Origin of the sequence: Salinihabitans flavidus, assembly GCF_900110425.1 — a bacterium.
Lineage (GTDB): Bacteria > Pseudomonadota > Alphaproteobacteria > Rhodobacterales > Rhodobacteraceae > Salinihabitans > Salinihabitans flavidus.
Map to the genome: position 1 here is coordinate 17,046 of NZ_FODS01000028.1, position 20,550 is coordinate 37,595.

Annotated in this window: 21 protein-coding genes and 1 pseudogene; 6 read left to right on the plus strand and 16 right to left on the minus strand. The window is 60.5% G+C overall.

All coding sequences use genetic code 11. From position 1 onward, the window contains the following. Nucleotides 1-5: 5 nt before the first annotated feature. Both BMW66_RS16795 and BMW66_RS16800 read right to left on the minus strand, forming a co-directional pair. Nucleotides 6-191, minus strand: coding sequence for a ferredoxin (locus BMW66_RS16795; RefSeq protein ID WP_093120157.1), 186 nt, complete (start codon nucleotides 189-191; stop codon nucleotides 6-8). Between the two features lie 34 nt (nucleotides 192-225). Next, nucleotides 226-1,467 (minus strand): cytochrome P450, encoded by a 1,242-nt coding sequence (locus BMW66_RS16800; RefSeq protein WP_245729527.1) that lies wholly within the window; start codon nucleotides 1,465-1,467, stop codon nucleotides 226-228. A gap of 168 nt (nucleotides 1,468-1,635) precedes the next feature. Between BMW66_RS16800 and BMW66_RS16805 the strand changes: the two are divergent. Beyond that, nucleotides 1,636-1,908: pseudogene (locus BMW66_RS16805) on the plus strand (helix-turn-helix domain-containing protein); the annotation flags it as partial. A gap of 164 nt (nucleotides 1,909-2,072) precedes the next feature. Here BMW66_RS16805 and BMW66_RS16810 read toward each other — a convergent pair. From BMW66_RS16810 to BMW66_RS16835, 6 genes are all read right to left on the minus strand, one after another. Further along, a complete protein-coding gene (locus BMW66_RS16810; protein ID WP_093120159.1) occupies nucleotides 2,073-2,828 on the minus strand; it encodes an AprI/Inh family metalloprotease inhibitor in 756 nt (251 codons plus the stop codon). 24 nt (nucleotides 2,829-2,852) lie between these two features. After that, a complete protein-coding gene (csgH, locus tag BMW66_RS16815) occupies nucleotides 2,853-3,248 on the minus strand; it encodes a curli-like amyloid fiber formation chaperone CsgH (protein WP_093120161.1) in 396 nt (131 codons plus the stop codon). Between the two features lie 13 nt (nucleotides 3,249-3,261). Continuing rightward, on the minus strand, nucleotides 3,262-3,864 hold the full coding sequence (locus BMW66_RS16820) for a hypothetical protein (RefSeq protein WP_139196210.1): 603 nt from the start codon (nucleotides 3,862-3,864) through the stop codon (nucleotides 3,262-3,264). Nucleotides 3,865-3,946: 82 nt separating this feature from the next. Next, entirely contained in the window at nucleotides 3,947-4,459 is a 513-nt protein-coding gene (locus BMW66_RS16825) for a hypothetical protein (RefSeq protein ID WP_093120164.1), read from the minus strand. Between the two features lie 221 nt (nucleotides 4,460-4,680). Further along, complete coding sequence (locus tag BMW66_RS16830; RefSeq protein ID WP_093120166.1) at nucleotides 4,681-5,745, minus strand: CsgG/HfaB family protein; 1,065 nt, start codon at nucleotides 5,743-5,745, stop codon at nucleotides 4,681-4,683. 26 nt (nucleotides 5,746-5,771) lie between these two features. Continuing rightward, entirely contained in the window at nucleotides 5,772-6,245 is a 474-nt protein-coding gene (locus tag BMW66_RS16835; protein ID WP_093120167.1) for a curli assembly protein CsgF, read from the minus strand. A 799-nt stretch (nucleotides 6,246-7,044) separates the two neighbouring features. Between BMW66_RS16835 and BMW66_RS16840 the strand changes: the two genes are divergently transcribed. The 4 genes from BMW66_RS16840 to BMW66_RS16855 all read left to right on the plus strand — a co-directional run bounded on the left by BMW66_RS16840 (nucleotide 7,045) and on the right by BMW66_RS16855 (nucleotide 12,829). Continuing rightward, on the plus strand, nucleotides 7,045-8,445 hold the full coding sequence (locus BMW66_RS16840; RefSeq protein WP_175483287.1) for a hypothetical protein: 1,401 nt from the start codon (nucleotides 7,045-7,047) through the stop codon (nucleotides 8,443-8,445). 108 nt (nucleotides 8,446-8,553) lie between these two features. Next, nucleotides 8,554-9,861, plus strand: coding sequence for a hypothetical protein (locus BMW66_RS16845; protein WP_093120169.1), 1,308 nt, complete (start codon nucleotides 8,554-8,556; stop codon nucleotides 9,859-9,861). A gap of 95 nt (nucleotides 9,862-9,956) precedes the next feature. After that, nucleotides 9,957-11,240 carry a beta strand repeat-containing protein gene (locus BMW66_RS16850; protein ID WP_093120171.1) on the plus strand — a complete coding sequence of 428 codons (1,284 nt, stop codon included), beginning with the start codon at nucleotides 9,957-9,959 and terminating at the stop codon, nucleotides 11,238-11,240. A 161-nt stretch (nucleotides 11,241-11,401) separates the two neighbouring features. Next, complete coding sequence (locus BMW66_RS16855) at nucleotides 11,402-12,829, plus strand: hypothetical protein (RefSeq protein WP_093120172.1); 1,428 nt, start codon at nucleotides 11,402-11,404, stop codon at nucleotides 12,827-12,829. Nucleotides 12,830-13,213: 384 nt separating this feature from the next. On the opposite strand, the gene BMW66_RS16860 is transcribed toward BMW66_RS16855, so the two are convergent. From BMW66_RS16860 to BMW66_RS16880, 5 genes are all read right to left on the minus strand, one after another. Then, nucleotides 13,214-13,621, minus strand: coding sequence for a (R)-mandelonitrile lyase (locus tag BMW66_RS16860; protein WP_093120174.1), 408 nt, complete (start codon nucleotides 13,619-13,621; stop codon nucleotides 13,214-13,216). 282 nt (nucleotides 13,622-13,903) lie between these two features. Then, on the minus strand, nucleotides 13,904-14,257 hold the full coding sequence (locus BMW66_RS16865) for a DsrE/DsrF/TusD sulfur relay family protein (RefSeq protein WP_093120175.1): 354 nt from the start codon (nucleotides 14,255-14,257) through the stop codon (nucleotides 13,904-13,906). A 9-nt stretch (nucleotides 14,258-14,266) separates the two neighbouring features. Beyond that, nucleotides 14,267-14,914, minus strand: a complete 648-nt coding sequence (locus tag BMW66_RS16870) for a DUF1499 domain-containing protein (RefSeq protein ID WP_175483288.1) — start codon at nucleotides 14,912-14,914, stop codon at nucleotides 14,267-14,269. 53 nt (nucleotides 14,915-14,967) lie between these two features. Next, the gene (locus tag BMW66_RS16875; protein WP_093120178.1) at nucleotides 14,968-16,278 is read right to left on the minus strand and encodes an MFS transporter; all 1,311 of its coding nucleotides are present in this window, start codon (nucleotides 16,276-16,278) and stop codon (nucleotides 14,968-14,970) included. Continuing rightward, nucleotides 16,275-17,129 (minus strand): sterol desaturase family protein, encoded by an 855-nt coding sequence (locus BMW66_RS16880; RefSeq protein ID WP_093120179.1) that lies wholly within the window; start codon nucleotides 17,127-17,129, stop codon nucleotides 16,275-16,277. Before BMW66_RS16880 ends, BMW66_RS16875 begins: the two co-directional genes overlap by 4 nt. Before the next feature lie 84 nt (nucleotides 17,130-17,213). Between BMW66_RS16880 and BMW66_RS16885 the strand changes: the two genes are divergently transcribed. Next, nucleotides 17,214-17,879, plus strand: a complete 666-nt coding sequence (locus BMW66_RS16885) for an ArsR/SmtB family transcription factor (protein WP_093120193.1) — start codon at nucleotides 17,214-17,216, stop codon at nucleotides 17,877-17,879. A gap of 118 nt (nucleotides 17,880-17,997) precedes the next feature. On the opposite strand, the gene BMW66_RS16890 is transcribed toward BMW66_RS16885, so the two are convergent. The 3 genes from BMW66_RS16890 to fsa all read right to left on the minus strand — a co-directional run bounded on the left by BMW66_RS16890 (nucleotide 17,998) and on the right by fsa (nucleotide 20,469). Then, on the minus strand, nucleotides 17,998-18,912 hold the full coding sequence (locus tag BMW66_RS16890; protein ID WP_093120180.1) for a tyrosine recombinase XerC: 915 nt from the start codon (nucleotides 18,910-18,912) through the stop codon (nucleotides 17,998-18,000). Next, nucleotides 18,909-19,628 carry a DUF484 family protein gene (locus BMW66_RS16895; protein ID WP_093120182.1) on the minus strand — a complete coding sequence of 240 codons (720 nt, stop codon included), beginning with the start codon at nucleotides 19,626-19,628 and terminating at the stop codon, nucleotides 18,909-18,911. Before BMW66_RS16895 ends, BMW66_RS16890 begins: the two co-directional genes overlap by 4 nt. 187 nt (nucleotides 19,629-19,815) lie before the next feature. After that, entirely contained in the window at nucleotides 19,816-20,469 is a 654-nt protein-coding gene (fsa, locus tag BMW66_RS16900; protein ID WP_093120183.1) for a fructose-6-phosphate aldolase, read from the minus strand. Nucleotides 20,470-20,550 lie beyond the last annotated feature (81 nt).

Here is a 20,550-nt window from a genome sequence, read left to right on the forward strand (position 1 = left end):
CCGTCTCACTCCACAATGATCGCTTGCTCAGGGCAGGCATCCGCAGCTGCCTCTGCGTCATCGCGCAGCGCCTCGTCCGGCGCCGCCTTCCATTGAAGGTTGCCATCATCGTCGAAGGAGAAAATCTCCGGCGCCGCAATCACGCATTGGCCGTGCTGCAGGCAAGCATCCAGGTCGACCTTGATTTTCATGTCCATGTCCCTGTCGTTGAATGAATGTTGAAGATCACGCCTGATCGAACGCTATAGGCAGCGTCACGGCTCCGGTGTTCCCGCTGTCAGGCAACCATTTCGCATTTCCGTTGAACCGGGGATTTTTCAGACGCCGGGCCAGCAGCTTGAGCGCTTCGGTCATGTCGCCGCGGGCGATAAAGTGGCCGAGGCAATGATGCGTACCCCCACCAAAGCCGAAATGCGGACTCCGTTTGGCCGTGATGTCGAATTCCGCGTTCGGAAACTCCGCCGGATCGGACCCGGCCGACTGCGAAAAGAGATGAACGGTCGTGCCTTGCGGGATCTGCAGATCGTTGTAGGTAAACGCCTCGGTCGCCTCGCGGGTGACCCAGGTGATCGTCGGACGCACACGCATGACCTCTTCGACCGCCGCGCGGGCCAGATCCGGATTATCACCCAGAAGCGCCCATTGATCGGGGTGTTCAATGAAAGTCACCATCGCAAGGCCCAGTTGATTGCGCGTGGTGTCGATGCCGCCGAAAATGGCCAGCACGATCATGTCCAGCAGTTCCTGATCAGAAAGCTGTGACCTATCCTGATTGGCCTTCACCAACGTCCCAATGAAATCATCGGAAGGTTCTTTTCGCCGGTGCTCGACCAACTCTTCGGCATAAGCGAAAATTCGTTGCGTCGCTGCTTCGATCCGGGGCAGGTCCTGCTTGAACGTGACACCGAGTGCCAGCCCCATGTCACCCGCAATATCAGCAAGGTCGCGCCATTTTTCGATTGGCAGGCCAAGAAGGTCGCAGATCACGCCGGTCGCGTAGGGTTCGGTAAACTCGGCGATGAAATCACACTCCCCTCTGGGAGCAAAATCGTCGATCAAACGGTTGGCCAATTCTTCGAACCTGGGCTTCAATGACGTGATAAGCTTGGGGGAGAAGGCCGGGTTGGCCATGCGTCGCAGTCGGGCATGATCATTGCCCTCCTGGCTCAGAAGCATGTTCTCCCACCAACGGGCAAAATTTCCCGTCACGTCGTTGTGGGATGGCCACCTGTAAGAGCCCTGCCGCATCTTGGGGTGCCGGAGCATCTTCTGGACGTCATCGTAGCGCAATACGGCCAATCCATAAGGTGTTCGCGCGCACCATGATCCATCGCGCGCCTTTGCCACGGCTTGTGAACGAATGGAAAATGCAGGGTCCGACACATCGAGAAATGGCAAAGAAGTATTGGACTGAACGTCACTGGGCATGGTCAAAGCTTCCTGTCGCTGTTTGATCGACTTTCCCAATCTACATGCAAGTATCGTTCCAGAACTCTACGGAAATATATAATATACTGATATTTAGTAATAAATTAATTTAAGCGTTCTCTTGTGTTCGCGAAGCAATCCATTGGCGGAAGGTTTCACCTGATGACAGATGCAGAATGACATCACGGTGTGCATCACCTCATCGAACTGGAATGCCGGAGAGACGAATTCCGCAAAGATGCGGTGCGCATCGCGCTGACCAGTGGGCTGACGCAAAAGCAGGTGGCTGATGATCTCGGTATCGGCATGTCGGCGCTGAACAAATGGTTCACCGCACATCGAGACACGGACGCTGTGTCGAAAGAGGATCTGAACCCTGTGTGACGTTGTCGGCGTCAGCGGGGGCCTACGTGCTTGCCGCTGTCGCCCTGCCAGCCGCAGACAGCGATCTGATATGGTGAACTGGTGCACATCAAAGAAGGATGAAACCTCCGAAGTCTACTGGCGGCTGACAACCTCGTTGACCCGGTGAACTGATCCATCGTGTGCATATCAAATGCACCGGGGCGCGTTTGGAGACGTCGTCAACGGGGTGTTCGGTGGGGTTCCGTCAACGAGCTGCCCGTTGGCTGTTATGTTGAGGCTTACTCGTTGTCCTGAGTGCAGTCACTGCGGAAAGTAATGATCGGCCACTCGCCCTGACGCACGGCATTGCGCGCAATCCAAGCGGTCGTGTCGCCGAAGCCCGCACGGCACCATAGCCCGTCGGAGGCGACGAGGCACTGGTCAACCTGAATACAGGTATTGCCCGGAATGGTGCCAACCTGTGAGGAATCGCGACGCGGCTGGCTTCGGGCGACAACGTTGCCCAGCGTTTCGATGCTGGCGGTCTGTTGTTCCGCCTCCTGCGGGAACTCGGGCGCTTTCAGATCCTCTTCGCTGGCGCAATCGGAGGAGACACCCAGAAAAAAGCAGCGATATTTCTGTACCGCCTGCGCAATTTCAAGGTTGCTGCCATCGCCGTTTGCCCGTTCGACCACGACGCCTTCGCCGTCGGGGGCAAGGTTACCAGTGAGTCGGCGCTGATTGCCGCCAAGCTGCGCGAGCGGCGTTCCGGCCTCATCGACGAAGACGAGCTGCCCCTGCTGAACGTCCCATACGGCGACATCAGTGAGCGGGGCGGTGCAATGGCGTTGCGACAGGGGCATCGGTCCGTCCTCGGCGGTAGGCTGCGTTCCGAGGCTGAGCTGACAGGCGCTGGAGCCGGTCCCGCGCGCGGAGTCGAAGATGAACCAGTCACCCGAGAAGGCCTCGATCAGGTCGGCGCGGCTTTGCGCCTCGGCCATCTGAGATCCTGCGAGCAAAGCACCGATAACGGCCGAAGAAAACAGCAGTCGCATGAAGTGTAATCCCTGTCCCTTTGATCAGTCTTCCCAGCCGATCACTGTGTGAGTTTCTGCGATGACTTTGTCGTCAAAGGTCACCTCTAGGTCAACAGAGAGATAGGAACCGCTCCCGAAATTTATGCCGGTCGTTGCCACTGGCGTACGAAAATCCTCCGCCTTGAGGGATATGTCGCGAGACTGCCGAGTGCTCATGTTTCCGCCGCTGCCCTTGTGGGTGATGGCAAGGGTAGCGGTGATGTCGGCGGGGCCGGTGCCGCTCACCACGCCTTCGATGCGGATGGACCCGTCGCCGGGCGTCAGGAGGATTTCCGGAACGACGGGGGCAGGCATGTCGGATCGCGCCTCGGGTGCTGAAGTGAAGGTAACGATCGCCGCGCAGGCGGCAACCGAGGCGGCGCGCAGGAAGGAAGCCATTGATCCGACCCTATCAGAACTGTGTCTGGGTGATCGAGACACTGCCGGCGGTGGTGAACACGGAGACACCGGGACTTGCGGCGGTCGGAGTCATGCCGTTGCCCACCTGGGTGTAGGATACGCTCGTGTTCGAGCCGTTGACGGTCAGCGTTTCGGTATTGTTGTTGCCTTGCTGGGTGATTTCCCCGTTCACGTTTGCGCCGAACACATTCAGCGATGCATTGTTCCCGTTTCCAAACTGTCCGATCGAACCTGTCGCGGGCTGCAACGCGTCGTTGGACGTCAGTTGCATTTCGGCGGAATTTCCCGATCCATCCTGAATGATGGTGCCAAGACCGCCGAGGCCGCTTATCATGGCCAGCGCCGTGTTGCCGAAACCGGGCTGATCTACGGTGCCTTGTTGCAGGAGCATCTGGCCGCCGTCGCCCTCGATGGTCAGCGTCGCCTGATTTCCGCCACCGATCTGAAGGGCCTGGCTGCTACCATCAGGCGGGCCCGCCAGCAGGGAATTTGACGCGCCGGACTGATCAATGCTGAGCGTGTTGCCGATTCCGTCCGTAGAACTCTGCAGAAGGTTGACCGTGTTGTTCTCGCCCGCCAGTGTCGATTCGGCCACGATACCCGAGATCAGTAGCGCGATTGCAAAGGTCGTTTTCATAATTCACCCATGAACTTATAAACCAACCTTTATTCTAGCACTAATAGCTGCGCTGCGAAACAACGATGTTGTTGCGCTGCCCTGTCTGCCGGAAAACGGTCGTGTTGCCGGTACCGGCCTGTGTCACGACGCTCTGATTGCTGTTCCCGAAGATCTCACCGCTGATCCGGTTGTTCTGCCCGGACTGTGCCATCGCGAACAGGTTGTCATGGCCCGTTACCGAAACGCTCAGGGCATTGCCAAAGCCCGACTGAACAATCTCGCCGGGCGCGAGTCTCGAGGCAAACGGCAGGCTTGTGCGCCATGTTTCGGCAACGCCGCCGTTCCGGTTTCCGGTGATCGTGATCGAAAGGATGTTCCGGGTGCTGTCGTTGACCGCGGCGCTTCCGCTCTGCGTGAAGTGCTGCGTGATCTGCAGTGTATTGTCATCGCCCGCTATATCGAGCTCCAAAAGTTTGGCGGTTTCGTTCGCGCTCGCGGAGGTCGCGGCAAGAGCCACGGCGAGCGCCCCCGCAAGGGTCGCCGTTCTTACCCAGGACTGAAAAGGACCCATCTCTATGCCTTTATGCCAGTGTTACATTGCGACCTTGGCGGGCAAATGTGGGCAAGAGATGGCGCAGATGTGGATATCGGCACATATCTCACAGAGATTTGCGTAAAATATCGCAAGATTGCCCCTCCCAAGCCGTGCGCGAAACTCCGATTCCACGCGACTCCACGAAAAAGGGCCGCGCAACAGCGCGACCCTATTCGTGTGAATATGCCTGCCCCGGATCAGCCGATCACTTCATCCTCTGCGGGGGGCGGGGGCGGGCGGGTGTCCGACTGTCCGTCAGACTCCGTGGCAGGGGACATGATCCGTTCGCGCACGGGGGCGGAGGAGGCCGGTCTGGGCCGGGCAACCGGCCGGGTGGCGACCACATGGGTGGCATTGCGCGTGTCCGGCCGAGCGAGCGCCTTCGCGGCCTCGGGAATTTGCGTTTCTCCGTATTTCTCGGCTCGGTGTGCGGCGATCAGCGACTGCTGGGCCCGATGGTCAGCGAATGACCAAACCCCGACCTCGGCGCCCTTGATGATCAGGCTGCGGACCGCCTTTTCCGTGGCCATCTGCACGGCGAGCTGCTTGGGCTCATTCGCGGCAACGCCAGTTTCGATTTCCAGAAGCTTGTCAAGTTCGATGAAGGTGAACGTGCCGCCGCGCACGGAGGTCGAGGCGATGGGCTTTTCGACCATCACGCTCGCCAGAAGCTCACCCGTGGACATGGCCACGGCCTGAAGCGCGACGGTCACGATATCGAGTTTCCACTGGGTATCGCCGCCGATGCCCAGATAGCGCGCGCCGAAGCCGCCGGTCTGCACGTTGGCGTCATAACCGACAACGGCCCCCTGAATAATGATGCCGGAATGGCGCAGCGGCGGAACAGCCGACGGGTTGGGCGTGTCCTCCCCACGATACAGGCGGCGCATTTCCGTCGCGATCTGACGTTCGCGCAGCAGGTTGTCCAGGTTGGTCCGGTCGAGCACCGTGAACCACCGTCCCTGGCCAGCATCCTGCAATGCGGTGGTCAACAGCGCACCGCCTCCTTGGGACACCGCGCGCGAGAGCGATTGCACGTTTTCACGCTCACGAAACTGCCCGGTCAGGTCGGGCATGTCGTAAACGGAAACCGTCACCCGGGACTTCGGCGCAGGCAAAAGCCTGAGATCCAGATTCTGTTGGGTTACGGGGATGACTTTCGGGGGATACTTGGAGGACGTATCATCCAGCATTTCCGAGCAGCCCGCGACCGCGACAACGCTGGCCACCAATGCCGCCCTGCGAAGAGTTTTTGTTATCATGACTGGTTTCCGGCTCTTGGGTTGGGTCAATTTGTGGCCACATCCGTGACGAGTTGCGGAACGACGATTTCAGTGACCGTTCCCTCGAGGTTATCAACGATCTCAAGCCGGATGGCATCGATCGTCCGCTCGAATGTGATGGTCGTACTGCCGAAAGTGACCGTTCCGCTATCCTGCGGATCCGTTCCGAAGATTGCGTCGGTGACCTGAGCGGCCAAAGCCGAAAGGAGACGGCCCTGAAGTTGTCGAACAAACAGGTCTGCGTCTGAGCTGCCGGGTGTAGTCGGATCGGTGAAGCTCGACGTTCGGTCTTCCGCGTCGCGGGCGGTGGCGCTGCGCTGTGCGTTGGCCAGACCTAGCAGATGTGAAGAGTTAAGTGGGTTCCCGCCAAAGCTCGGGTTCACAGGTTTGTAGACAAGATCCTGCGCCGAGGCCCCCGCGCCCAGCCCTACGCCTAAGGCAAGGATTGCAGTCGCAGTAAAGTGTCGGGTCAATGTCATCCGCGCAATCCCTCAGATTTCGTGTCTGCCGTAGGTATTCTATTATAGTTTCGTGTTCCAAACGGGCCGGAATAGCCCGTCGTCTGTCCGAGAATGTTCTTTTTCGCTATTGTATCGCTTCTGAAACATGCTGGTGCCCGAAAGGCAAGAACGGCTGTCCGTCACGACCGATGTGTTGCATCTGCGTCACGCTGACGGCTTGGCATTTCTCCACACCTCCATACGGTTGGATATTCTCCGAACTGAATGGTGGCTTGGTCCCCTCGCGCGGTCAACCAAAGTTTTGCCCCAAAGTTGCCGCAATTTGCCCTGCCGGGGTGGATTCCGGCGGTGTAAGGGCTAAGCGATTCGAAATACCTGCAATCATAAGGCGTCTTTCTACACAAAAATTAATGTTAAGCGTGTAGTACTTGGCCTTGCGCGCCACAATTTTACCACCTTTGTTGCGTCGCAGATACCAAACCCTTCGAATTTATCTAATTGTTTCACGTGGTTTTCGAATTTTGGCGTTACTGTGTCAAAAATTGTCGAAAAGTGTGGTTGTAGTGTGTTAATTATCCCTTAACTCGAGTGAGGACGGTCGCAGCGATCGTGCGGGGGCCGAGATTGTAAATTGTAGAATGTATTAGGGGTATGAACGGAACATTTTGAGATCAAGACATTACCAAGTCTTTTTGGCTGAAACGTAATCAGCTGTTCAACACATAAATGGCGCTTTGACTTCGGTTTCACCGGGATGGCGGAGCTTTGGTCGGCGGTCTTAGGGGAAGCGGTTACGAAATCGCATGGGAGAACTTCTATGAAATTCAACAGACTTTTACTCGCTTCCAGCAGCGCCATCGTGCTTTCGGCGGTCGGTGCGCTGGCCGATAAAAACGTGGCTTTGCTTAATCAGAGCGGCGACGGCAACTCCGCCCTGATCAATCAGAACGGCGACAACAACACCGCCGGTGTGCACGGCAATGCGTCCAAGCCGAACTCGGAGATCAACCAACTCGGCAACGACAGCGATATTGACTTCCTTCAGCAGGGTGACGGCAACAGCATTGGCACCGGCGACGCCTTTCAGCAGACCGGAAACCGGAACGCGGCCACTGTCGAGCAATTCGGGAGCGGCAACGAGTTCACCTACATGATCCAGTCTGGCGGCGGCGCATCGAGCCTCGCCAACAGTCTTACGATTGTACAGGACGGTGACACCAACCGCGTGAAAGAGGTGCGTCAGGCGCTCTCGGGCGGCACCGATGCCAACGCCGCGGTGATGAACCAGGTCGGCGATGCGAACACAATGGGCGGGCGTATCCGTCAGCAGGGTTCGGGCAATGCACTGAACTTCTTGCAAACGGGGTCGAACAACACGATCGCGCCGGTGAACAACGTCGCCGGAAATTTTGGGATCGCGACCTCGGTGCACAGTGTGACCCAGAGTGGCCAGGATAACGCGATGAACGTGGAGCAGGACGGGAGCGACAACTTCATGCGCGCTGCCCAGCAGCACGGCGATCAGAATATCATGTCTCTCAGCGTTATCGGATACGAGAATGGCCAGTCTCCGCTGACGGCCGGTTTCTCGGCCTCCAGCGGCGCCGAGGACTCCTCGATCTGGCAGGTCGGCAGCGGCAACGATGCCGGTCTGATGATCAATGGCAGCTTTAACGCCTATGGAATCGCGCAGCAGGGGAGCGGCAACAGCGCCTCCGGCATGTCCGTGATCGGCGACGACAACTCCGTCGGAGTGGGCCAGTATGGCAGCACGAACATCGTGTATCCGGTGTCGATCACCGGCGATGACAACAGCCTTGGATTCCGTCAAGACGGCAATGGCAATACCGCCGGTGGTTCGCTCAACGGCAACGCGAACCTCGTCAAAGTCAACCAGACCGGAAGTACCAATAACGCAACGGTGACGATCACCGGCAACGGTAACGGCGGCGGGCTTGGCTTCGGCGGCAGCGCGCTCATCACCGCGGGCAGCCTGCTGTCGGGGTACAGCACGCAGTCCGGCGATCTGAACAGCACCTCGCTGACGATCACCGGGGATCAGAACGCCTTTGTCCTGTCCTCGACCGGCGACGACAACGAGATCATCGGCACCGTCAACGGGAGCTACAACCAGGCGGCCGTGGTTCAGATAGGTAACAATAACACCGCCAATTTCACTCAGCTGGGCGACGGTAACAACGTTGGCATCAGCCAGTAACGCGATTTGCGCGCCGGGCCGTTTCGACGGGTCGGCGCGCATCAAGCCCGGCGTTTGCCCTCACAGGAGGTATGCGGGCGCAGGAACTTCAACTGGAAGGGAAAAGTCATGAAACTCAAGAATATTCTTCTCGCATCGGGTAGCGCAATCGTGCTCTCGGCGGCTGGTGCACTGGCCGACAACAACGAGGCGTATCTGGATCAGAGCGGCGCAGGACAGTCTGCATCAATCGATCAGAGCGCAGGCGATACCAACGACGCTGGCTCGTCCTCCACCCCTATCGCACAGGTTGGCAGCAACAACGATCTCGAAGCCATTCAATCCGGAGACGGTAATTCTATCGGTCTTGGATCGAATGTCGATGATATAGCCGATGGGGTGCTGCAATCGCACACCGGAAGTCCGAACGCATATCGCGGCAACAACCTGTTCATCGACCAATCCGGTGACAACAATGACGTGGGATCGGTCGTGCAGCGGTCGTCCACGCAAGGCAGCAACACCCGCAACTCTGCCTCTGTGGAACAATTCGGCGACGGAAACTCCATCGAAAGCATCTATCAGAAAAAGCGGTCCTCCGCCCGGAACTCTCTGTCAGCCAACATGAGCGGCAACGATAACGTCATCGCCCGGATTTCTCAGACTGCCGACCAAGGCGGCGGCGGCGTCAACACGATTGACGTTGACATCTCCGGCAACGACAACGGAACTGGATCGCTGCGGCGCTTTTCTGATGCGACCGGCGCAACCGCATCGTGGTTGATCCAGGGCAAATACGCTTCTGCCAGCCCAACTGATCCGAGCAAGAACAACAGCATCGACCTGCTGGTTACCGGGAGCAACAACGATTTCGGTGTCGAGCAATATGGTGAAGACAACAGCGTCGGCACCCTGGAGATCAATGGCAACAACAACGCGGTTGGCGTTGTTCAGTACGGCTTCAACAACACTGTTGCCCTCAGCTCGATCGATGGTGGATACAATGACGTTGGGATCCGGCAGGATGGTACTGGCAACTGGTCTACTGTGACGGTTGCCGGTTCGGGTCATGATTTCGGCGTGGACCAGATGGGCGACGGCAACAGCGCCACGCTCGATATCAGTGGCCACAACAACGGCTGGGGCACTCCCTACACCAACGATGCTCTGATGGGGCCGGCTTTGGCCACCATTGGCGTATCGGTCAACCTTGAGCGCGGTGTCGCGCGTCAGTGGGGCGATGACAACACCGCCAACCTGTCGCAGGGCGGCGGACAAGGAAACGTCTTTGCCACGCTTCAGGATGGCAACGACAACACCATCGACGGCTCGCAGACCGGCAATCTAAATGCCGCCGTCGTGGCGCAGTTGGGGTCGTCGAATACCGCAAGCTATGCGCAGTCGGGTGACGGCAACAGCGCCGGCATTACCCAGTAGTGAATCTTCTCCGCCGGGCGGCCTTGGCCGCCCGGCGGGATCGCCTTCCATTGAGGGCAAAACAAATTAATTCCAAATAGAGAAATGGACTTCAGATGAAACTCAAGAATATTCTTCTCGCCTCCGGCAGCGCGATCGTGCTCTCGGCGGCCGGCGCCATCGCTGACAACAACGAGGCGCACCTTGATCAGAATGGTACCGACAACTCGGCCCTGATCCAGCAGACCGGCAACAACAACGATGCCGGCGCATCGGGCACCGAGATGACCCAGACTGGGTACATCAACAAGCTGTCGATCCTGCAGTCGGGCAGCTACAACGAAATCGGCCTTGAAGCCAACTCAAACGGCGGTCCCGACGGCGTTTACCAGAATTCGAACCGTTCTTCTGACGCAGCAGGCGCCAACCATATCAACGTCATCCAGTCTTCGAGCCTCAACGTGATCGGTGCGATCAGCCAAAGCTCAACCGGCACCAACACTTTTCTTGGTTCGAACAGCGCGACTATCACCCAAGCTTCGGACGGGCCTTTCAGCGGTGCAAATCGCGTCGGCAGTGTTTCGCAGTCCCGCGGCTCGTCGTCGGGCAACGCGCTGACTGTCACCCAAGGTGGGCGCCTGAACAATATTGAACGGATCAGCCAGCGCACCACGCAAGGAGGCAACCAGACCAACACTTTGACCGTGGCAATGACCGGAACACTTAACGGCACCACCGTTCCGCTGAGCGGTCCGGCCGGGGCGTCGGGTGCACAGGCGTCAGTTCTGATTCAGGGCGATGCCAGCGCGCAGGCCCGGAACAGTTCGGCCAACCTCGACGTGAGTGGTACTGGTAACCGTTTCGGTGTCACGCAGTATGGTCAGGGCAATACGGTCGGCACGCTGACCCTTGGCGGAAACTTCAATCAGCTTGGCACCTACCAGGTCGGTACCGACAACGTGATTACCGTCGCGGCCGTATCCGGTACCCTAAACAACATTGGTATCAGTCAGAACGGTGTCACCAACGAGGCGAAGGCCGATGTTGACGGCGACTTCAACGGGCTTGGGATCGACCAAATCGGCACAAGCAACGATGCCGATGTCACCATCACTGGCGATGACAACGGCTGGGATCGCGGTTTTAACGGATCTGCTGCGTCTGTCGGCCTCGGTCAGTCGGGTCTTGTTGCCCAGAACGGTATCGGCAACTTCGCCGAACTGACCGTGACTGGCAGCTCGAATGCCTTCGCCTTCGACCAGACTGGCGACGACAATGATATCTCTGGCACCCAAACTGGTAACCTGAACCAGGTTGCTGTGGCTCAGACCGGTAGCAGCAACAATACCGCAAGCTTCAGCCAGTCCGGCAGCGGCAATAACGCCGGCATCATGCAGTAACGCGTGATGTCGCGGAACCCGTGTTGACGCGGGTTGAGAAAAGGGCGCGTCCGGGCCGGTTCACGGGTCGTGCGCGCTGTCTCAGGATACGATTTATATGTCGCGGGGTCACTCCGCTTGATCTGCGGAAACGTTTCCGTCACCCAGTTCAGGAGTGCATGATGCCGCTTGGTTATTTCCCCCTTCTTTCTGTCTCCGCCACCCTGGTGATGTTGGCTGCCTTGCCGGGGTCCACCTCGGCGCAGGGTCTCAATCTGGAGAACTCGGTGGAGATCGAGCAGGAAGGCGCGGACAACGAGGCGTCGATTGATCAGACGGGAGAGATCAACCTTGCGGGGACCGAGGCGCAGCCCATCGTCCAGAACGGGTTCGACAACAGGCTGACCATCCGGCAGTCCGGTGTGGGCAACACCACCGTCGGCACCGCAGGGCTCGCGGTGCGACAAGTCAATACCGCGCGCGGTCCGTTCGGCACCAATACCGCATTTGTCGAGCAACTGGGCAATGGCAACCGGGTGGATGAAATACAGCAACGGAACCTCGGTGCGACCCCCCAGCGGGGCAATCGTCTTTCGCTGCGGCAGATCAACGGCAATGACAACGTGATCGGCACGGTGTCGCAGATCAAGCAGTCCGGGATGCTCGGACAGTCAGCCAATATCACCATGGACGGCACCGGAAACCGCATCGACGTGGTGAGTCAGGACAGCCGCTCCACTCTGCGTGGAGAGGAAAACGCCATCTTCGTGCTGATTCAGGGCAGCAATAACGGCACCACGGCGTTGCGCGGAGTGGCGCAGCGCCCACTGGTATCGGCAAGCACATTGTCGCAGGTCGGGGGCACCGAGGACACGCTTGCGAATGGCAACCTCATGAACCTTGAGATCCTCGCCAACGATACGGCATTCGGGATCGTCCAGCGCGGACGCAGCAACCGAACCGGCGCCATCGTGATCACCGGGGACGGCAATTCGCTTGGTATAGATCAGGACGGTCTCGACAATGATCTCAGCGTGGGGCTGATCGAAGGCACCGACAACGAAATTGGTGTGTCGCAGTTCGGCACCAACGTCGCCTTTCTCGACCTTCTCGGCCAGAGCGACGGCAATTCGGTGCTGATCGACCAGATGGGAACCAACGATGCCGCAGTCACCGTGGAGGGGGACAGAAACATCCTGTCGGTGGTGCAGGGATACCTAGGCGGGGTCGGCGGCACGAATGTGACCGACCTTGCGGTCGTTGGGGATGCAAATCTCGCCGACCTGATGCAGGAAGGGCGCGACAACGCGATCGACATCCAGATCGAGGGCGATACCAACAATGCGAACATCGCCGGTTTCACACCGCAACTGGCCGCGATCGGATTCAATCCCGGCCGCTTTGAGCAGATCGGAAACGGCAACACACTCGCCGGCGTTGTCGAAGGAGACGCCAATGTTCTGGCCACGCTTCAGCAGGGATCCTTGAACGCGATACTTTTTGACGTTCGGGGGGATGAGAACGAGGCGCTTCTCCGCCAGATTGGCGCAGGCAATTCCGTGCAACTGTCGCAGACCGGCCGGGGAAATGTTGCCTTGGTCTTGCAGTAGGGCGGGAACGGGATCTCGATATTGCGAGCGTCTAGCATCGACTTGAGCACACCTTTCTCGGCTCATCCGATGCCCCATCGCCGCCCCGGACGGCATTTGTTCCGACCGCGCGGCATCCATGTCCCTGTCATTGAAACTGTCCACATCGAACTACCCAAGGTCGCCTTCCCAAATTGAATTTGCGATTCAATGAGCGCAACGACCTGCTGAACAGGGTACACGGAGCGCGCAGCGGAAAGATCTCTTTCGAAATTCGACAAGAAAAGCTATAAACGGTGAATTGTTTGGGCATCAAGGATCGGCCAAGGCGGGAAATTCCTTTGGTATCGTCCCCGACAGTGCGCAAGGCACGAAGCCTGCAACCATGCGCCGTTGGTGAACTGGCTACGCGCCTGACGGATCGCAGTACTGGTCATCGGAAACATGCTCAAGCCAAGTCACGGCAGACCCGTCGAGCGCTTCCTGAATAGCCAGATGCGTCATCGCGACATTTGGTGCAGCGCCATGCCAGTGCTTTTCCCCGGGTTCGAACCATACGGTATCTCCCGGGCGGATTTCCTGAACCGGACCGTTCCATGTCTGCGCCAGGCCCATTCCCGACAGAACAACGAGAGTCTGCCCGAGGGGATGTGTATGCCATGCAGTGCGCGCGGAGGGTTCAAAGGTCACCATAACCGAACGGAGGCGGGCCGGGTCAGGCGCGGTGATGACCGGATCCATACGCACCGCACCGGTGAAGTGATCTTCCGGTCCGACAGTTGATGGCCGGGTTCCGCATTTCTTTATATCCATTTCGTGGACTCCCGAAGCTATCCTTGTCATTCACACAGTCAAGTACGCGCACACGCTGGACGCGCGTTGAAATCGCATGCTCGTCATGAAACAATAGTCGCTCAGGATATGGATGTCAGCAAGTGTTGCTACCATCAAGCATTGCTACCATCAAGCATTGCAGTTTCAACAACGGACTGGTCAATCTGATGAGACACGATGAAGCCGGCCGCGGAGGCCGAGTACATCATGTATTCCTGCGTGGCGTCGATAGTCGCGCTGTGCGCGTCAGCATCTTCTCCATCAGAACACCAGCACCTTGTCCGCGGCGAGCGTCGCCTGCGCGAGTTCGTCCATCGTCGAGCGCGTTGCCCCCTCCATCATGTCGCCCTCTGCGAGGCCCCGGGCATCCATGCAGGTGCCGCACATCAGGATGCGCCCCTTGGAGGACAGAACCCGGCGGATCATCCGTTCGAGGTTGTAGAAACCTTCGGGCGTCTTCTGCCCGGCCTTGGCGCAGAGCACCGCGTCGGCCATCAGGAAGACGGTGATGTCCGCTTCAGGGTCATTCTTGGTTAGCGCGTGGGCCATGCGCAGGCCGTTGAAGCTGCGCTCGGTGCCGTAGGGCGGGTCGTCCAGCAGGATCAGGTGTTTCATCGCAAGTCCTCAGTTCGGGGCGCGTGTTTCGAGATCTGTCAGGAATGCTTTGATGCGCCGGGCATTGGCGCCGCGGTCGATCTGGCCGAGGCGCGAGCGCATGTCCACGCGGGTGCCAGAATCGGTCTCGGTGACACGGATCGCCACCTCGTCCTCGAAACCGAAGAGGCGGCTGCGCGCAATGGCCTCGATCTGGCTCTCCGCGGGATCGGCGGAAAGCACATTCCACCCCCGGTCCTCCACCAGCGACAGCGCCAACCCGAAGGCCTCGTCATCGGAAAGCGGCAGTTTCAGCGGGCGCACCTCCGGATAGGCGGCGCGCTGCGGCTTGGCATTCTGCGCCGGGTAGTCGCTGGGTGTTGCGGTAAACCAGAACACCGGCGGGTCTTCGGTGTCGGTTGAGATGTCGTTGATCGGTGGCGTCGTGCAGGCGGCGATCTCGAAGGCGGTGCCAAGCCCCGCAACGGGCAGCGACAGGATCAGCCCGAACAGAACCGCTCGGACACGGCTGCGCCGACGCCGAAGCCAGACCACCAGTCCGGCCAGCGCGACGATGAACCCGGCACCCGCCGCCCAGGCCCCCCAGCCGGCGAAGTCATAGGCCCGCGGCCAGGGCCAGCCGCCCACGCGGAACCCCCAGACCGCGACCGCAAGCAAGGGATACAAACCCCAGAAGGATGGACAGAAGGCCAAGTCGCCTGGTCAGATGATCAAGCATGGGCGGCCTTCGGCGGCTCGGCCGGGTTGAGCCGTGGGTGCGTTTCCTCGGAGAGCCAGAACAGCAGGCCGCCGGACACGAACATGGAGATCGCGACGAACCAGAAGGCCGCCTCGGCCGCGCCGGACAGGCTTGCGGCGAGGCCGAGGCCGAGCGCGCCGATGGCGTAGCCAAGATCACGCCAGAAGCGGTAGATGCCGATGGCCGATCCGCGCCAGGCGGGCGGGGTGATGTCGGCCACCGCCGCCGAGAGGTTCGGATAAAGCAGCGCCATGCCGAAGCCGGCCACCCCGGCCGAGACCGACCACCAGAGCGCGCCCATGCCCATGACCACCATTGCCACGCCCGCGCCACAGATCCACATGCCCAACACGTTGGGCCAGAACCGGCCGACATGGTCCGACAGTCGCCCGGTGAAGAGCTGCGAGCCGCCCCAGACAAAGCCGTAGGTGCCGACGATCCAGCCGACTTCCGTTAGGCTGGCACCCTTGGTGACCAGGAAGACGGGGAACAATGCCCAGACCAGCGCATCGACGAACTTCTCGACCAGCCCCGCCTGGGAGATCGCGAAGAGTCGCCGGTCGCGCCAGCTCATCAGCGCGAAGACTTCCCCCGTTGTGGGGTGCTCGGATATGCCTTGCGGGTAACGCGGCAGGGATTTCGGTGGTGCGGCCTTGTGCGCGGCCGTTTCAGCCTTCGCCCAGGGGAGCGTGTCCTTGACCCAGACCACGGTGAGCAGGAGTGCTAGCAGCACCACGGCCAAGCCGAAGACCAGCAGCCCCACGCGCGCGCCCAGCCACTCGGCGGCATAGGCCGTCAGGATGCCCGCGATAGCCACGCCGACATAGCCCGCAAACTCGTTGAGGCCCATGGTCAGCCCGCGTTCCTCGGCCCTGGTGATGTCGAGCTTGGCAGTCTGCGTCATCGACCAGCAGAGGCCTTGGTTGACGCCAAGCAGCACGGTCGCCGCGACGATCCAGTTCCAGTCGGGACCATACCAGATCATCACCGGGATCGGCAACGCCACGACCCAGCCCCAGAACAGCACCCGCTTGCGACCGATCCGTTCGGACCAGCGGCCCGCGACGAAGTTCATCACTGCCTTCACTGCGCCGAAGGCCACGACGAAGGAGGCAAGCAGCAGGAAGGACCCGCGTTCCAGCCCGAATTCGCTCTCGGCCAGTGCGGGGACGACGGTGCGCGTCATGCCGATGGCGAAGCCGACCAGCATCACTTGAATCAGTTGATGGACAACTTGGCCCCTGTTCTCGCGCATGCCGCGCTGAAGATCGCTGCCCGTCATTCCGATGGCTCCTTCGTCGTGATGCGCGGGTCGAGGGCGCCACCCGAAGCGGGGCCACGCAGTGGCTGGACCAGCATCCGGTCGAGCCAGAGGTCGCGCCGCGTGCGGAACTGCTCGATGCCGATCTCCATGCCCCTGTGCCCCTTGGCGGGCTGAGGGACGTAGGTGCCCAGCAGCCGGTCCCACCACGGCAGGTTGAAGCCGTAGTTCGAATTGGTCTCGCGCGGGTCGACGGAATGGTGGACCCGGTGCATGTCGGGCGTGACCACAAGCAGCCGCAGCACGCGATCAAGGGGGCGCGGCAGGTCGATATTGGCGTGATTGAACAGCGCGGTGGCGTTCAGGATCACCTCGAACAGAAGCACCGCCACGGCGGGCGGGCCGAGCGCCGTAACCACGGCCAGCTTGATCCCCATGGAGATCAGGATCTCCACGGGATGGAACCGCAGCCCCGTCGTCGCGTCGAAATCGAGATCGGCGTGGTGCATCCGGTGCAGCCGCCAAAGGCCGGGGACTGCGTGGAACATCACGTGCTGCAAGTAGATCGCCAGATCGAGTGCCAGCATCGAGACGACGAGCGCGGCCCACACGGGCACGTCGATGTTGTTGAAAAGGCCCCAGCTGCGTTCTTCGGCCGTGACCGCCAGCCCGACCGCAAGGATCGGAAAGGACAGCCGCAGGATCGCGGTGTCGAGCACGACGAGCCCAAGGTTGTTCGTCCAGCGGATCACCCTCGGAATGTCCCGCCGCCGCCGGGGGGCCGCGACCTCCCAAAGCGCCATGGCCGCGAGCACGCCAAGAAAGATCGCAAGGCGGATCGTTGGTTCGGCAGCGAGGATGGTATCGGACATGGCTATGAACCCTAGGGTTGCGGAAAGCGAATTAATCGCTATTATTCAAGTTATCGCTTGAACGATTAACGGTTGGAGTTCGCCGTGTCAATCAGCCCGAAGACAGCCCTGCTCGAAGAATATGCCCTTGTCGGGCGCGCCCTTTCTGCGCCAGCTCGGCTCTCGCTCCTTGAACAACTGGCGCAGGGAGAACGCGGAGTTGAGGCGCTGGCGGAAAAGACCGGCCTGACGATCGCCAACTGCTCCCAGCATCTACAGCAGCTTCGCCGTGCAGCTCTGGTCACCAGTCGACGTGACGGCAAGGCCGTGATCTACCGGCTGACCGACGCGAAGACGCTTGCGCTGATGGACCTGTTGCGCCTCGTCGCCGAGCGTAATCTGGCGCAGGTCGAGCGTATCCTGCGCGGGCTTTCGGGCGGACAAGACGCACCGGAACCGGTCGGTCGCGACGATCTGGCCGCACGGCTTGACGAAGGGTCAGTCACAGTGCTCGATGTTCGCCCCGTCGACGAATACGCGGCCGGACACATACCCGGCGCGCGCAACACGACGCTGGATGACATCGAGGCAATCCTGCCCACGCTCGATCCGGGCCGTGAGATCGTTGCCTACTGCCGCGGCCCTTACTGCATCTACGCCCATCAGGCCGTTGCCACCCTGCGCAAGCACGGATTCAACGCACGGCGCATGGACGGCGGACTGCCGGAGTGGCGGGAAGAGGGGCGCACAGTGAAAACGGCCGCGCTCTAAGAAACTCTGGGCGTCTTGTCGTCGGAGAGACGGAAAGATCGAGCTTCGGCAACTCTTACTTCGCATGCTTAAAAGAACTTTGCCGAGCTACGGGGACGCAAGAAGCTGGCCGGTTGGCCTATGCCTTTGGGTGAGTTTGGAGATATACTTCCATCAGGCGTGCTGTATCGACGGCGGTATAGGCCTGCGTCGTTGACAGTGATGCGTGGCCGAGAAGTTCCTGAATGGCGCGCAGATCCCCGCCGGCGCTGAGCAGATGGGTGGCAAAGCTGTGACGCAGGGCGTGCGGTGTGGCAGATGCCGGAAGGCCAAGCAGCGCGCGTGTCTGCTGCATCACCTTTTGCACGGTCCGGGCGTTGAGGCGACCGCCCCGGGCGCCGACGAAAAGCGGGGCGGCGTCATCCCCCTCGAACGGGCAGAGCCGCAGATAGGCATCGACGGCGTTGCGCGCCGCTGGGATCACCGGAACCATGCGTTCCTTCCCGCCCTTGCCGGTGATACGCAATGATCGGGGTAGCGGCGCGTCACGGCGGTTGAGTGAAAGAGCCTCGGAAATTCGCAGCCCGCAGCCATAGAGGAGCGTGACAACCGCCACATCGCGCGCGCCGGCCCAGCCTTGCCGCGATTGAAGATCCACCGCGCCGATCACGGCGCGCGCCGCGTCCTCGGCCAGCGGACGGGGCAGTTTGCGGGTGAATTTCGGGGCGCGCGCCGAGAGCACCGCCGTCGGGTCGGCCCCTTCGCGATCGGCAAGCCAGCGATAGAAGCTTTTGACCGCACTGAGTTTACGGGCGAGCGATCGGCTGCCCACACCCTCACCGCGCGTTTTTGCCATCCACGCGCGCATGTCGCGCACGCCCACCTGAAGCAGCGGCGAAAGACCCTGTTCGCCGCCCTTGTAGGCCGTCATGAAGGCAAGAAAATCGACGACATCGCGGCGATAGGCGTCAATCGTGTTCTCGGATGCGCCCCTGAGCGCCCTCTGCGCCGCGAGCCAGCCCGCCAGCGCATCCCGCGCGGCGGGCGAAATCATGACAGCCAGCGGCGCATGGCCCGTTCGAACACGCCGGCGAAGAAGGCCAATAGGTCACTGCCCTGCTGCGGCGTGAAATGATGCGGGTCTTCGGCGCCCATGACCAGAAGACCGGGCAAACGGCCGGCGCCGAAGTCAAGCTTCAGGCAGGCTTCGGACCGGATCCAGCCCGCCGCATCGCCGTAGATGGCGCCCGCTCCGCTCTGAACCTGACGGAGCGTGACTTGGCGAAGCGGGGCATTGCGTCCGGAGGTAAGATAGGCGTCGATAAACCCCGGCTCTGCCACATGAAGCACGTCGCCCAGTTTGCGGATCGCCGGGTCGTCCTCATTCTGAACCGATTCGAGCACCAGTCGCACCGCGTCCACCCGAAGGATGTCGGCCACTTCTCCGCTGAGATTGTGCAGGAAGGGTTCGAAATCCACCGGATCGAGCATACGAATGACCGCGCGATGCACCTGATTTGTGCCGGCGAGATTCTCGTACGCCGCCGCGATGACAGAGCGATGCGTGTCCTCCAGTCGGTCGAGGCGTGCCTCCAGCCGCTCCATCGCGATGCCGCGCAGATCGACGATATTGCCGCCCATCGTCTTTTCGTTGGCGGCTATCAGCGCGCGCATCACGTCCTGATCGTCGAGGATCAGATCGGGCTGCTCAATGATCTTCTCGCGCAGGTCGTCTTCGATTTTCGGGGCTATTCTGGCGGTGCTGTTCATGCCGGCCTCTTGTCTGTTTGACGGCACCTTAGCAGAGCCGCGCTACGATTTCCCCAATTTTCTTCGCGGATTTGTGCGGATCGGAGTGCGGTCGCGAGGGCGGCGGGTTTCCGCCGTCGGCGGGTCCGGTGGGACGTCGGGAAGGGGCGCGCCGCGTCGCGGTGCGGCGGCACGCCACCCGGCAGGTTCAGACGATCTTGATTCCGGCCTTTTCGGCATCCTTGAGGAAGGTGGCGAGCCCCTTGTCGGTGAGAACGTGATCAGCCATTGCCTGAATCACGGCGGGCGGCGCGGTGGCCACGTCGGCGCCGATCTTTGCGCATTCGCTCATGTGGTTGGCGCTGCGGATCGAGGCCGCGAGAATCTGCGTGTCGAATCCGTAGTTGTCATAGATCTGGCGAATGTCGGCGATCAGGTCGAGCCCGTCGAGATTGAGGTCGTCGAGCCGTCCGATAAAGGGCGAGATGAAGGTCGCGCCCGCCTTTGCGGCAAGAAGGGCCTGATTGGCCGAGAAGCAAAGGGTCACGTTGACCATGTTGCCTTCACCGGACAGCACCTTGCACGCCCTGAGCCCATCCCATGTGAGCGGCACCTTGATGGCGATATTGCCAGCGATCTGCGCAAGTTTGCGGCCCTCGTCGATCATCGCGCCGGCTTCGGTGGCGACGACTTCGGCGGACACCGGGCCGTCCACGAGGTCGCAGATTTCCTTGGTCACTTCGAGGATGTTGCGTCCCGACTTGGCGATCAGGGAGGGATTGGTTGTCACGCCGTCGACCATGCCAAGGGCATGCAGTTCCTTGATGGCGTCGATGTCGGCGGTGTCTACGAAGAATTTCATACGCGGCTCCTTTGGGCTTGGCCTTGGCTCGGGTTGGCTTTACCTCATGAGGGGCAGGGCGGAAAGCCCCTCTTGAGGGCC

Excerpts from the sequence above, each read along its gene's own strand:
- BMW66_RS16875 (WP_093120178.1), bottom strand. The coding sequence starts at position 16,278 with ATGACGGGCAGCGATCTTCAGCGCGGCATGCGCGAGAACAGGGGCCAA.
- BMW66_RS16890 (WP_093120180.1), bottom strand. The coding sequence starts at position 18,912 with ATGATTTCGCCCGCCGCGCGGGATGCGCTGGCGGGCTGGCTCGCGGCG.
- BMW66_RS16880 (WP_093120179.1), bottom strand. The coding sequence starts at position 17,129 with ATGTCCGATACCATCCTCGCTGCCGAACCAACGATCCGCCTTGCGATC.
- BMW66_RS16840 (WP_175483287.1), top strand. The coding sequence starts at position 7,045 with ATGAAATTCAACAGACTTTTACTCGCTTCCAGCAGCGCCATCGTGCTT.
- BMW66_RS16825 (WP_093120164.1), bottom strand. The coding sequence starts at position 4,459 with ATGGGTCCTTTTCAGTCCTGGGTAAGAACGGCGACCCTTGCGGGGGCG.
- fsa (WP_093120183.1), bottom strand. The coding sequence starts at position 20,469 with ATGAAATTCTTCGTAGACACCGCCGACATCGACGCCATCAAGGAACTG.
- BMW66_RS16795 (WP_093120157.1), bottom strand. The coding sequence starts at position 191 with ATGAAAATCAAGGTCGACCTGGATGCTTGCCTGCAGCACGGCCAATGC.
- BMW66_RS16810 (WP_093120159.1), bottom strand. The coding sequence starts at position 2,828 with ATGCGACTGCTGTTTTCTTCGGCCGTTATCGGTGCTTTGCTCGCAGGA.
- BMW66_RS16835 (WP_093120167.1), bottom strand. The coding sequence starts at position 6,245 with ATGACATTGACCCGACACTTTACTGCGACTGCAATCCTTGCCTTAGGC.
- csgH (WP_093120161.1), bottom strand. The coding sequence starts at position 3,248 with ATGGCTTCCTTCCTGCGCGCCGCCTCGGTTGCCGCCTGCGCGGCGATC.
- BMW66_RS16850 (WP_093120171.1), top strand. The coding sequence starts at position 9,957 with ATGAAACTCAAGAATATTCTTCTCGCCTCCGGCAGCGCGATCGTGCTC.
- BMW66_RS16855 (WP_093120172.1), top strand. The coding sequence starts at position 11,402 with ATGCCGCTTGGTTATTTCCCCCTTCTTTCTGTCTCCGCCACCCTGGTG.
- BMW66_RS16830 (WP_093120166.1), bottom strand. The coding sequence starts at position 5,745 with ATGATAACAAAAACTCTTCGCAGGGCGGCATTGGTGGCCAGCGTTGTC.
- BMW66_RS16845 (WP_093120169.1), top strand. The coding sequence starts at position 8,554 with ATGAAACTCAAGAATATTCTTCTCGCATCGGGTAGCGCAATCGTGCTC.
- BMW66_RS16895 (WP_093120182.1), bottom strand. The coding sequence starts at position 19,628 with ATGAACAGCACCGCCAGAATAGCCCCGAAAATCGAAGACGACCTGCGC.
- BMW66_RS16860 (WP_093120174.1), bottom strand. The coding sequence starts at position 13,621 with ATGGATATAAAGAAATGCGGAACCCGGCCATCAACTGTCGGACCGGAA.
- BMW66_RS16865 (WP_093120175.1), bottom strand. The coding sequence starts at position 14,257 with ATGAAACACCTGATCCTGCTGGACGACCCGCCCTACGGCACCGAGCGC.